Source organism: Streptomyces sp. NPDC037421 (assembly GCF_055602105.1).
Window position 1 is genome coordinate 1 of sequence record NZ_JBVJWV010000015.1, and the last position, 11,638, is coordinate 11,638.

Below are 11,638 nucleotides of genomic sequence, written 5' to 3' on the forward strand. Positions count from 1 at the left end.
ATACGTGGAGGGAGGGGGGGGGGGGGGGGGGGGGGGGGGGCAGCCCCCCCCCCCCCCCCCCCCCCCCCCCCCCCCCCCCCCCCCCCCCCGCCTCCCGGCCGGCTAGCGCCTGCCCGGCTGCTCGTGCTCGTGCTCCTTCTCCTCTTCCTCCCCGCCCCCGTCCCCGTCGGCCGGCTCGATCTGCGTGGACGCGAAGCCCGAGTTGTTCTTCTTGTGCGGGTCCTCGTCGTCACCGAAGACCGTGGCGGTGTTCGGCACGGCGGTCGGCTTGGTGACGTTCCCCGCGGTGCCGGTCACCGTGATCTTCACGCGGGCACCCTCGCGCAGCGGGCCGCCCGTGCAGGAGAGGAGACCGTTGCTGATCTCGCACCCCTCGGTCTCCGTGGCCGCGTCCAGTACCTTCGCCGGGAGGTCGTCGACCAGCGACCAGCCGGAGGAGGCGCCCTTGTGGTCGTTCTTCACCGTGATCTCGTAGGCGATCTCATCGCCCGCCTTGACGACCTCGGGGCCGCGCTTGTGGACCGACAGGTCGGCGGACGAGTCGAAGAAGCAGGAGGTGGCGTCGACGTTCGCCAGTGCCAGCTCCGGCGGCGTCGTCTGCCGCGAGAGCACGGTGAACCTCGGGTTGGACCCGGTCGCGTTCTTCACGTGTACGCGGATGAGCTCTCCGGAGTTGCGCACGAACCCGAGGTCGCCGTTGCCGTAGACGAAGACGCCGCCGAAGTCCGAACCTCCCGGCAGGACACCGGGGAAGAAGTCCACGCTCGCGTTGTCGACGTCGATCCTCGCGATGGCGCCCGCCTCGGTCGAACCCCAGAGGAACCCGTCACGGAAGGCGATGTCGAAGATGTCGAGGGCGTCGGGAGCCAGGTCCGCGATCTCGATCGTCCGCGTCACCCTGTGGTTCTTCACGTCGATCTGCTGGATCAGACCCGTGTTGTCGGCCAGGACGTAGTAGTTGCCCTCGTCGTCGAACGTGCCCGAGATGTAGAGGGCGGGCGGCAGGTCCGCGATCTGGCCGAGCAGGGTGTATTCCCCCTTCCCGTCGAAGCGGACCAGCTGGTTGGACCCGTCCCCGAACGTGGTCCCGTAGAGGAAGCGGTCGTGCGGGTTCACGCCGATGGCGTTGTAGAGGAAGGGCGTGGTGTCGCCCAGTTCCTCGAACCGGACCTTCCCGGGCTCCCGTTCGACGGTGTAGAGCTGGTCCGGATCACCGGCCGAGAGGTAGATCTTCCCGTCGCACGCCACCGGATTCCCCTCCGGCTGCTTCGGATCGGAGACCGCCGCGGAGCCCGCAGGGCCCGCGGGGGCCGCGACGGCGCCGACCGGAGCCGCCAGCGTGCCGATCGCGAGCCCGGCGACGACGCCGATCGCGCTCAGCGCGGCCACCCCCCGCCGCTGCCGCTTCCTCTGGACCGTCCCGTTCGTACCTGTGCTCATGAATCTGACCCTTCCGCCGCCAAGCGCAGCCAGGCTGCGCACCGTTGGTACCGTGCGTACCGGACAAAGACGAGCACAAGGGGCATTGGGTCGTACACGACGGCTCGGGCTTCAACGGCCGAGTTCGCTCAAATGCACCAGGGCCGCGAGCACATGGGCGACAGCGAGAATGACCTGATGAACACAGTGGACGAAACCCTCGAACAGGCCGCCCAGGACGAGGGCGTAGTGGACGAGTGGCTCGGGTCCCTGGCACGGAACAGCGCCCTGCCCCCGTCCGTCCTGGCGCGCCTCCTGGAGTTCGAAGAGCTGCCCGTATGGAGCGGGTGGCTCACGAGCCGGCCGCTGGACCGGGAGATGACGGAGCTCCTCGTGGCCTCCGGGGAGATCGGCCACCGGCAGGCAGCCCTCGACAACGGAAGCGCGGACGCCGCCGCCCTCGCTCCCCTGGCACACGACGAGAGCCGGCGGATCCGCAGGCGGTACGCGCTGCTCCTCACCGACTTCGGGCGCTCCGCCCCACCGGGCGTGGCCGAGGTCATGGCCGTCGACCCGGAGCCCCTGGTCCGGCGGTCACTGCTCTTCAACCCCCGCCCCGCCGCTCTCGTACAGGACGTGCTCGTCGAAGACGCGGACCCCGTCGTACGGGCCCTGATGGCGGAGCCGGAGGTGTGGGAACTGCTCTCCGACCCGGTACGGGAGAAGCTGCGGGCCGACACCGACCCGCAGGTCCGCCAGGCGGTGGCCGCCCTGGAGGCCCGTCCGGAGCCGGACCGCCAGGCGGTGGCCGCCCTGGAGGCCCGTCCGGAGCCGGACCCGGAGCCCGGACCCGAGCCCGTACCGCCGGCGAAAGCCGAGCTCATCACCCACACCGACGCCCTGCGGCTGGCCCACGACCCGGACCGGAACGTGCGGCGCGCCCTGGCCTCGCGGACGGACCTGCCGGCCGACGTCAAGGTGCTCCTCGCCTCGGACGAGGACCGGGGGGTACGCGAGAACCTCTGCCTCGCCCACGAGGACGCGCCCCACGAGCTGGTCGTCGACCTCTACGCCATGGGTCTCCAACGGACCTGGTTCCGCCTGCGCGACCACCCCAGCCTCCCCGGGCCCGGCGGACTGGCCCGGTACGCCTGCCATCCCGACCCCCGGCTGCGGTACGTCGCCCTGGACGATCCGGCCGCCGGTCCGGAGATCCTGCTGCGGCTCGCGGACGACCCCGATCCCCGCGTCGCGAACAAGGCGGTGGCGGACCGGAGGTTCCCCTCCGACGAGCTGCTCCGGCGCCTCGCGGTGCCGGCCCGCGCGGCCGCCGCCGCGGCGAACCCGGCACTGCCGCCGGCGGTGATGCACCGCATGGTCGACCTCGCCCGGGAGCGGCGGGCGGCCCCCGGTCACTGAAGGGCGTCGACGGCCTCGCGGAGGGCGCGCCGGCACAGGGAGTCGGCGTGCCGGGTGGTCTCGGGGATGCGGAAGCGGGGGCTCAGCGCGAGGGCGTGGGCGCAGGCGTTGTCCAGGGAGACGCGGTGCCCGACGGACACGTACACCGGCTTGATCCCGCGCTGGGTGCGCAGCGCCCGGCCTACGACGGTTCCGTCGGGCGCGAGCAGCGGGGAGGTCTCGCCGCGCGGGGCGCCCGGCTCCTCGCAGGTGAAGGTGAAGGGGTTCTTCGCGACGCCGAGGCTGGGCAGCCCGGTGACCACTCCGAGGTGGCAGGCCAGGCCGAAGCCGCGCGGGTGGGCGAGGCCGTAGCCGTCGCAGATGACGAGGTCGGGGGTGACGGGGAGGGCCTCCAGGGCGGCGAGCACGGTCGGCAGCTCACGGAAGGCGAGCAGGCCGGGCACGTAGGGGAAGCTGACGCGCCCGGCGGCGGTCGACTCCGCCACGACCTCCAGGGTGGCGGCGTCGAGCACGACGGCGGCGGCCGCGACCAGGTCCCGCTCGTCGTCGTAGGCCACGTCCACCCCGGCGAGCAGCCCCTGGCCGGGCCGGGGGCCTACCTCGTCGAGCACGACGAGGGTGCGCAGTTCGTCCTGTATCGCCCGGGCCTCGGCCTCGTTGGCGGGGGTCTTCAGAGTGGTCATGATGGTGCGAGGGTAGCCTGGCGATCATGTTCGTCATGGAGCTCAGCTACACCGCGCCCGTCGAAGCCGTCGAAGAGCAGATGGACGCGCACATCGCCTGGCTGGACGGCTACTACGCGTCCGGCGTCTTCCTCGCCTCGGGGCGCAAGGTGCCGCGCGACGGCGGGATCATCCTGGCGGGCGGGGTCTCCCGCGCCGAGATCGAGAAGATCGCGGCGGAGGACCCCTTCGCGGTGGCGGGCGTCTGCGCCTACCGCATCACGGAGTTCATCGCCACCAAGACCTCGGCCGACCTGGCCTCGGTCCGTCAGGCCCTCCCGTCGTAGCCCCGTCCGGGGGGGGGGGGGGGGGGGGGGGGGGGGGGGGGGGGGGGGGGGGGGGGGAGAGGGCGACACCAACGGAGGAAAAACAGAGACGCAGCCCCCCCCCCTCCCCCCCCCCCCCCCACCCCCCCCCCCACCCCCCCCCCCCCCCCCCTCCCCTCCCCCCCCCCCCCCCCCCCCCCCCCCCCCCCCCCCCCCGGCCAGGGCAACGGCCTCAGCGTCGCTCCAGCCGTGCCACCCGCCCCTTCTCCCCCGCAGCCCAGCAGCCGCCGTCGGCCGCGCAGTCGACGGTGTCGAACGACCCCGTTTCCAGCTGCCGCCAGGTGCGCCCCGCGTCCGTGGTGACGTCCGTTCCGGTCGGGCCGACCGCCAGGGCGGTGGTGTGCCCGTACGGGTACCAGGCCGCGCCCGAGCGGTAGGCGGGCGGCGGGGTCGCCGCCTGGGTCCAGCTCCGGCCCGCGTCGGCGGAGCGGGCCGCGGCCTGCGGCGAGGCCTGGCCGGTGCGGTAGTCGCCGCCGACCGCGAGGCCCGTCGTACGGTCGCGGAAGGCCAGGGCGAACACCCCGCGCGCCGGGTCCCCGCCGGGGACGGTGGAGTCGGCGACCCGCCAGGTCAGGCCCCGGTCGGCGGAGTGCAGCACCCGCGCGGCCGGTCCCCCGCCGGTGGCCAGCCACACGTCCCGCGGCCCGGAGGCCGTCAGGCACTGGCCGCTCGCCGCGAATCCGGCCTCGCCGGGCAGCGCCTGCGGCATCCCCCCGCCCGGGAGCACCCGCCAGCTGCGCCCGCCGTCGTCGGTGGCCAGGAGGCGGAACTTCCCGTCGACCGGGTCGCTCACGGCCAGCCCGTGCCGGGAGTCGAAGAAGGTCAGGCAGTCGTAGAAGGCACGCGGATCGGTGTTGCGGAAGGCCTCGGTCCAGGTCGCGCCGCCGTCCTCGGTGCGCAGGACCCGGGAGGCCTCGCCCTCGCCGATGGACAGGGCGACCGCCCGCCGCCCGTCGAAGGCCTCGATGTCGCGCAGTTCCAGCCCCTCGGCCACCGCCCCGGGCGGCGAGACGTCCCGCCAGCTGCGGCCGCCGTCACCGGTTCGCAGCACCCTCCCCTTGGAGCCCGCCAGCCAGGCCGTACCGCGGCTGACCGCGGCCAGGCCGCGGAAGCGGACGCCCTCGACGCCCCCCTGCCCGGTCTCCTTGACCGCCCAGCCGACGCCCCGTAAGCCCGGAGCGGACGCCGCCGGGGACGGGTTCGCGCCGCTGTCCGCCTGCGCCGGCGCCACGGCCGTGGCGACCAGCAGGGCCGCCGCGCACATGCCAACTCCCAGAAGTCTCATGGCGCGGGAAGCTAACGCACCCCACAGGCCCCGTCCAGGGGGCCTCCCCCCGCCCCTCCGGCCCCTCCCGGCATCCGCTTAGGCCTGCGGAGCGATCGATTACCGGACGTATTGGGATCACCTCGGAGGGCGCGCCGCCACCCCGGCACCCTTTGGCCGCATGTCACGATCGCTCACTCTGTGCGATCACACGGATGAGATCGCGCCAATCGGTGACACAGCTCACGTCATCCGCCATGCACGGATTTGCCGATTCCGGCGTCTATCCGGTTGCCGGGCTCCACCCCACAGCCCGACAGCAGATCCGCCGCAAGGGAGCGAGCCTTGATCACTGTCATCGAGCAGGCCGTGCAGGCCCGACTGATCGCCACCGCACCGAAGGTCGAGACCGTCCCCGTCACCCTCCGCTACGACCGCTCGGATCCCTTCGCCGTCCGCATGGCCTTCCCCGCCCTGGCCACGCTCGAAGGCGTGGAGGTCTCCTGGACCTTCGCCCGCGAGCTGCTGATGTCCGGGCTCCGCCACCCGGCCGGCTGCGGCGACGTGCGGGTGCGGCCGTACGACGGGGACCGGACCACGGTCGAGTTCCACGCGCCCGAGGGCGTGGCGATCGTGCTGATGACCACGGCCGAGCTCCAGCGGTTCCTCGAACGCACCTCCGCGCTCGTACCGCCGGGCCTGGAACACCGCTACCTCGACATGGACCACAGCCTCGACGAGCTGATGCGCGGCTCCTGCTGATTTATTCGTTTGCGGGCGGCCCCGCGCCGCCCGTAGCTTCGTGAAGGCCCTGCAGTCGCCGAAACGGAGTAGGACATTGCTCTTCTGAGGTCCGAGACACCGACCGCCCTCACTCACCGCATCCTCGCGATACCTGTGACAGTCGGCTGTCTCCCCGCGTTGCACGCACCATCCACGCAACCTGGAGGCCTCCATGAGTCATGCCCCTGTTTTCGCCACCTGCACCGCCCTCTCCTTCGACTGGCCCGACGGCAGCCCCGTCTTCGACGGGTTCGACCTGACCGTCGGGCCCGGCCGGACCGGCCTGGTCGGTCTCAACGGCTGTGGGAAGTCCACCCTGTTGAAGCTCCTCGCCGGCGAGCTGACCCCGTCCTCGGGGCAGGTCTCGGTCGCCGGGACCATCGGCTACCTCCCGCAGAACGCCACGCTCGACACCGCCCTGCGGGTGGACGGGGCGCTCGGCATCCGCACCGCCCGCGCGGCCCTGCACGCCATCGAGGCGGGTGAGGCCACCGAGGCCAACTTCGCGGCCGTCGGCGACGACTGGGACGTGGAGGAGCGGGCGCTCGCCGTGCTCGACCAGCTCGGCCTCGCCGGAACCGGCCTGGACCGGACCGTCGGCGAGCTGTCGGGCGGCCAGTGCGTCCTGCTCCGGCTGGCGGCGCTGCTGCTCGCCCGGCCGGACGTACTGCTCCTCGACGAACCCACCAACAACCTGGACCTGCGGGCCCGGCGCCGCCTGTACGCGGCCGTCGAGTCCTGGTCCGGGGTGATGGTGCTGGTCAGCCACGACCGGGAACTGCTGGAGCGGGTCGACCAGATCGCCGACCTCCGCGAGGGCGAAGTCCGCTGGTACGGCGGCAACTTCACCGATTACGAGCGGCTGCTGGCGGCCGAGCAGGAGTCGGCCGAGCGGATGGTCCGGGTCGCCGAGGCCGACGTACAGCGCCAGAAGCGCGAACTGGCGGACGCCCAGGTCAAATTGGCCCGGCGCAAGCGGTACGGCCAGAAGATGTACGAGAACAAGCGCGAGCCGAAGATCGTCATGGGGGCCCGCAAGCGCGCCGCCCAGGAGTCGGCGGGCAAGCACCGCATCATGCACGCCGAGAAGCTGGCGGACGCCCGGGAGCGGCTGGACCAGGCCGTCGAAGCGGTGCGCGACGACGCCGAGATCCGCGTCCGGCTGCCCGCCACCGAGGTCCCGCCGGGGCGGCGGGTGCTGACCCTGAGCGATCTGCGCCTCGCCCACGGCGGCGCACGGGTCGCGGGCGAGTGGGAGGTGCGCGGTCCGGAGCGGATCGCCCTGGTCGGCGCGAACGGCTCGGGCAAGACGACCCTGCTGCGGACCGTCGCCGGCCTGCTGCCTCCCGCGTCCGGGGAGGCGGTGACCCACGTGCCGGCGCGCTTCCTGCCGCAGCGGCTCGACGTACTGGACGACGAGCGCTCGGTGGTGGAGAACGTGGCGCGGTTCGCCCCGCACGCCACGAACAACGTGATCCGGGCGAGGCTCGCACACTTCCTGTTCCGGGGCGGCCGGGCGGACCGGGCGGCCGGCACCCTGTCGGGCGGCGAGCGCTTCCGGGCGGCGCTGGCGGCGCTGCTGCTGGCCGAGCCGGCTCCGCAGCTGCTGATGCTGGACGAGCCGACGAACAACCTGGACCTGGCGAGCGTGCGGCAGCTCGGCGCGGCCCTGGAGTCCTACGAGGGCGCGCTGCTGGTGGCCAGCCACGACGTGCCGTTCCTGGAGTCGATCGGCATCACGCGCTGGCTGGTGCTCGACGCCGGTGTGCTGCGGCCGACCTCCGCCGAGGAGGTCCGGGGGTCAATGGGGCAGTAGGGCCCAGGACTTGCTCCCGCCGAGCGGGGTCAGGACCGGGGTGAACCCCCAGTCCCCGCCGCAGGACTCGGCCACCCGGGCCAGCAGCCACATCGCGCCGCTGCGCCGGCCGCGGCACTCCTCGCTCCGCGCGGGCGAGGAGTGCGCGGGGTGCCGGTCGTAGAGGACGATCCGCAGGGCGTCGTACCGCCAGCGGAGTCCGAGCAGCATCTCCTTGCCGGGCGTGAAGCGGTCGGCGCACGCCACCAGCTCGGAGGCGGCGAGGGCCGCGGGGTCGCCGAGGTCGGCCAGTCCGTGCCGGTCGAGCAGGGACCGCACGGCCGAGCGGGCGCTCCCCGCGCAGTGGGCGCCGCCCGGGAGCCCCAGGGAGTAGCTCAGCTCCCGCGCCAGGTGCGGGACCGGGACCGGCCCGGCCTCGTGGACCGGTCGCGGGCCGCGGAGGGTGCCCGTCATCGTGGTGCTCCAACCCTCGGGCCGGCGGGATCGCGCCGCGTGAAACGCGCGCTACCGAACGTAGCGCAGCCGGGTGCGCGGTGGCACCTTTTGTACGACCAGATGATGGTTTCCCGTGATATCTCCGGATCTGCGCGAGGGCCGGGCCGCATGGCGGTCTCCGCCGTCAAGCCGGATGCCGCGGACCACCTTCCGGCGTGATTCTCACCCCTGCGGAGCAGCCCGGCACCCTCTCAAACTGCATAGATAACGGGATGTAGCCGGACAGACCAATGACTGGGGCTTGGCGCTCCTTGATGTCGCGCTTAACCTACGACTCCGTAGGCTACGGAACCGTAGGTAATTCGCTTTGTCCCCAGGAGCACCCGTGACGATCACCTCTCCCCACCTCGGCAGCTCGGAGGCGTGGACCGACGCCAAGCTGCTGTACGCGCTGGAAGAGGTGGTCGAGAAGGAACTCAACCGCCATCTGAAGGTCACCAAGGACTGGATGCCCCACGAGTACGTCCCGTGGAGCGACGGCCGGAACTTCCCCGCCTTCTTCGAGGACGGCGAGGCCTGGGACCCCCAGCAGTCCAAGGTCACCGACATCGGCAAGATCGCCCTGGTCGTGAACCTGCTGACCGAGGACAACCTCCCCAGCTACCACCACGAGATCGCGACCCTTTTCGGCCGCAACGGCGCGTGGGGCACCTGGGTGCACCGCTGGACCGCCGAGGAGGGCCGCCACGGCATCGTGATGCGCGACTACCTGCTGGCCTCGCGCGCCGTGGACCCGGACAAGCTGGAAGCGTTCCGGATGCAGCACATGTCGGAGGGCTTCGAGTCCGACAACAGCCACTCGATGCTGCACTCGGTCGCGTACGTCGCCTTCCAGGAGCTGGCGACCCGCATCTCGCACCGCAACACCGGCCACCAGTCCGGTGACCCGGTCTGCGACCGGATGCTCGCCCGCATCGCGCAGGACGAGAACCTGCACATGGTCTTCTACCGGAACCTGCTGGCGGCGGCCTTCGAGCTCGCCCCCGATCCGACGATGCAGGCCGTGCGGGACGTGGTCGTCAACTTCCGGATGCCCGGTCACGGCATGCCCGGCTTCGAGCGGATGGCCGCGCAGATGGCGATCGGCGGGGTCTACAACCTGCGGATCCACCACGACGACGTGCTGAGCCCCGTGATCCGCTTCCTCAAGATCATGGACATCCAGGGCCTGGGTCCGGAGGGCCAGAAGGCCCAGGAGGAGCTGGGGCTCTTCATGAACGGCCTGGACAGCGAGGCCCGCAAGCTCGACGAGCGCCTTGCCGCGCGAGCCGCGCGCATCGCCGCCCGCAAGGGCTGAGCCGTCACCCGGAACCCCCGGCGGAGCCGGGGGTTCCGTCATGCCCGGCCGCGCCCGCTCAGCCGCGCGGACGCAGGGCGGAGCGCTCCGCCTCCGACAGACCGCCCCACACCCCGAAGCGCTCGTCGTTCGCGAGCGCGTACTCCAGGCACGCCGCCCTGCCCTCGCACGCCCCGCAGAGCCGCTTCGCGTCCTGGAGCGAGGATCCCGGCTCCGGGAAGAAGAAGCTCGGGCCCGTCTGGGCGCACAGGGCCTGGTCGTACCAGGCGGGGGCGGCAATGGAGTTCATCGACATGCGCCGATCGTGAACCCGCCGGATGGACGTCCGATCAACGCCTGATCAACAGCGGGGCTCAGACGATCGGGAAGGCGGCGCCCGGGTCGGCGTGGCCGACGGGGCCCGCGAAGCGGGTCGCGGCGCGGGCCACCGCCCGTGCGGGGGTGAGGGCGCGGCCGACGTGGGTGACGATCGCCCCGGGCCCGGCCCTGATCCGCCGGACACCCCCTGGCGGGACCGGGCCGCCCGCCCGAGCCAGCGGGCGAGGACGGTGAGGTCGGCGTCCGTCAGGCCCGTGCGGGGGTCGACGGGGTGGAGGAGGGCGGGGGCCGGGTGGTGGACCGTGGCCCAGGCCCGGTCGGCCGGGGTGATCTCGTCGTCGGCCCAGGCGAACGGCCGCCCGCCCGCCCAGGCCGCCAGGGTGCGGGTCTTCCAGTGGAGGCCGTCCCGGCCCTCGTCGTCGGAGGGCTCCGGCCAGTCGACCACCGGCAGGCGCGGCAGGCCGAGGCGCGGGGAGAGCGTCTCGTTGGCCTCGTCCGACCAGGTCGTGGCCCACACCAGCTCGCACGGCAGGGCCAGCAGCCGGGGCCCGAGGGCGGGGTCGAGCCTGGCGAGCAGCGGGTTTCCGGACTCGTCCGAGGAGCCGGCGGGCGTGGGGTAGCCCGTTCCCCCGAAGGGGATCAACGGGCCGTCCACGTCGAGGAAGAGCAAGGGGCGCGGGGAGACTGCAGCCATGCCGCCAGGCTAAGGGCTGTCCTCGTGCTTCGCGCGGCTCGGCTGGACGCGCTTCGGTTCGCCCGGCATCTTCGGGTAGTCCGGCGGGTACGGCATGTCCCCCAGGCCGTGCTCGTGTTCGTCCCGGGCCGCGAGTTCCAGTACGGGTTCCAGGCTGAAGGCGTGCTCGTCCATGTCGGCGTGCAGGTCGCCCAGTTCGGCGAAGCGCGCCGGCATCGTCACGATGTCGAAGTCGCGCGGCTCCGCGTCGTCCACCTCGTCCCAGCGCAGCGGCGCCGACACCGGGGCGTGCGGGCGGGGGCGGACGGAATAGGCCGAGGCGATGGTCCGGTCGCGCGCCGTCTGGTTGTAGTCGACGAAGATCCGCTCGCCGCGCTCCTCCTTCCACCAGGCCGTGGTGACCTTGCCCGGCATCCGCCGCTCCAGCTCCCGGCCCAGGGCGATGGCGCAGCGTCGGACCTCGGTGAAGGTCCAGCGCGGTGCGATCGGGACGAAGACGTGCAGGCCCCGGCCGCCGGAGGTCTTGGGCCAGCCGCGCAGCCCCAGCTCGTCCAGCAGCGCCCGCAGTTCGTGCGCCGCGGCCACCGCGTGGTGGTAGTCGGTGCCGGGCTGCGGGTCGAGGTCGATGCGGAGTTCGTCCGGCCGGTCGGTGTCCTCGCGGCGCACCGGCCAGGGGTGGAAGGTCAGGCAGCCCAGGTTGGCGGCCCACAGGACGGCGGCCGGCTCGGTCGGGCAGATCTCGTCGGCCGTGCGGCCGCTGGGGAAGGCGATGTGCGCGGTGGGGATCCAGTCGGGGAGGTTCTTCGGGGCCCGCTTCTGGAAGAAGGACTCCCCCTCCACCCCGTCCGGGTACCGCTCCAGGGTGGTGGGGCGGTCGCGCAGGGCGCGGGTGATCCCGTCGGCGACTGCCAGGTAGTACTCGGCGACGTCCCGCTTGGTGAGGCCGCGCTCCGGGAAGTACACCTTGTCCGGGCTGGACAGCCGTACCGCCCGTCCACCCGCGTCGAGCTCGATCGCACCACCCGCGCTACCGCCCATGGGCGCCACGGTAGGCGGGCTCGGGCGGACCCGCACACCGAGCGGGC

General features: G+C 73.0%; 11 protein-coding genes and 1 pseudogene. 5 read left to right on the forward strand and 7 right to left on the reverse strand.

Translation table 11 applies throughout. The features are described from left to right. Nucleotides 1-102: 102 nt before the first annotated feature. On the reverse strand, nucleotides 103-1,440 hold the full coding sequence (locus tag ACZ7IF_RS21795; RefSeq protein ID WP_470973638.1) for a DUF6923 family protein: 1,338 nt from the start codon (nucleotides 1,438-1,440) through the stop codon (nucleotides 103-105). Nucleotides 1,441-1,617: 177 nt separating this feature from the next. On the opposite strand from ACZ7IF_RS21795, the gene ACZ7IF_RS21800 reads away from it, so the two are divergent. Continuing rightward, on the forward strand, nucleotides 1,618-2,838 hold the full coding sequence (locus ACZ7IF_RS21800; RefSeq protein WP_470973639.1) for a hypothetical protein: 1,221 nt from the start codon (nucleotides 1,618-1,620) through the stop codon (nucleotides 2,836-2,838). On the opposite strand, the gene ACZ7IF_RS21805 is transcribed toward ACZ7IF_RS21800, so the two are convergent. After that, entirely contained in the window at nucleotides 2,832-3,521 is a 690-nt protein-coding gene (locus tag ACZ7IF_RS21805) for an endonuclease V (RefSeq protein ID WP_470973641.1), read from the reverse strand. The genes ACZ7IF_RS21800 and ACZ7IF_RS21805 overlap by 7 nt on opposite strands. Nucleotides 3,522-3,547: 26 nt before the next feature. Here ACZ7IF_RS21805 and ACZ7IF_RS21810 point away from each other — a divergent pair, with 26 nt between their 5' ends. Next, nucleotides 3,548-3,847, forward strand: coding sequence for a YciI family protein (locus ACZ7IF_RS21810; protein WP_470973642.1), 300 nt, complete (start codon nucleotides 3,548-3,550; stop codon nucleotides 3,845-3,847). Nucleotides 3,848-4,058: 211 nt separating this feature from the next. On the opposite strand, the gene ACZ7IF_RS21815 is transcribed toward ACZ7IF_RS21810, so the two are convergent. Beyond that, on the reverse strand, nucleotides 4,059-5,150 hold the full coding sequence (locus tag ACZ7IF_RS21815) for a WD40/YVTN/BNR-like repeat-containing protein (RefSeq protein ID WP_470973959.1): 1,092 nt from the start codon (nucleotides 5,148-5,150) through the stop codon (nucleotides 4,059-4,061). A 345-nt stretch (nucleotides 5,151-5,495) separates the two neighbouring features. Between ACZ7IF_RS21815 and ssgD the strand changes: the two genes are divergently transcribed. Both ssgD and ACZ7IF_RS21825 read left to right on the forward strand, forming a co-directional pair. Then, entirely contained in the window at nucleotides 5,496-5,912 is a 417-nt protein-coding gene (ssgD, locus tag ACZ7IF_RS21820; RefSeq protein WP_470973644.1) for a spore wall synthesis regulator SsgD, read from the forward strand. A gap of 193 nt (nucleotides 5,913-6,105) precedes the next feature. Then, nucleotides 6,106-7,749 (forward strand): ABC-F family ATP-binding cassette domain-containing protein, encoded by a 1,644-nt coding sequence (locus ACZ7IF_RS21825; protein ID WP_470973645.1) that lies wholly within the window; start codon nucleotides 6,106-6,108, stop codon nucleotides 7,747-7,749. Here ACZ7IF_RS21825 and ACZ7IF_RS21830 read toward each other — a convergent pair. Further along, on the reverse strand, nucleotides 7,735-8,202 hold the full coding sequence (locus ACZ7IF_RS21830) for an ATP-binding protein (protein ID WP_470973647.1): 468 nt from the start codon (nucleotides 8,200-8,202) through the stop codon (nucleotides 7,735-7,737). The genes ACZ7IF_RS21825 and ACZ7IF_RS21830 overlap by 15 nt on opposite strands. A gap of 367 nt (nucleotides 8,203-8,569) precedes the next feature. Here ACZ7IF_RS21830 and ACZ7IF_RS21835 point away from each other — a divergent pair, with 367 nt between their 5' ends. Then, the gene (locus ACZ7IF_RS21835) at nucleotides 8,570-9,541 is read left to right on the forward strand and encodes an acyl-ACP desaturase (protein WP_470973649.1); all 972 of its coding nucleotides are present in this window, start codon (nucleotides 8,570-8,572) and stop codon (nucleotides 9,539-9,541) included. A 58-nt stretch (nucleotides 9,542-9,599) separates the two neighbouring features. On the opposite strand, the gene ACZ7IF_RS21840 is transcribed toward ACZ7IF_RS21835, so the two are convergent. The 3 genes and pseudogenes from ACZ7IF_RS21840 to ligD form a co-directional block, all read right to left on the reverse strand. Continuing rightward, nucleotides 9,600-9,836, reverse strand: a complete 237-nt coding sequence (locus ACZ7IF_RS21840) for a WhiB family transcriptional regulator (protein WP_007267554.1) — start codon at nucleotides 9,834-9,836, stop codon at nucleotides 9,600-9,602. Nucleotides 9,837-10,055: 219 nt separating this feature from the next. Continuing rightward, a pseudogene (locus tag ACZ7IF_RS21845) lies at nucleotides 10,056-10,553 on the reverse strand (HAD domain-containing protein); the annotation flags it as partial. A gap of 9 nt (nucleotides 10,554-10,562) precedes the next feature. Beyond that, entirely contained in the window at nucleotides 10,563-11,591 is a 1,029-nt protein-coding gene (gene ligD, locus ACZ7IF_RS21850; protein WP_470973652.1) for a non-homologous end-joining DNA ligase, read from the reverse strand. Nucleotides 11,592-11,638: the final 47 nt, after the last annotated feature.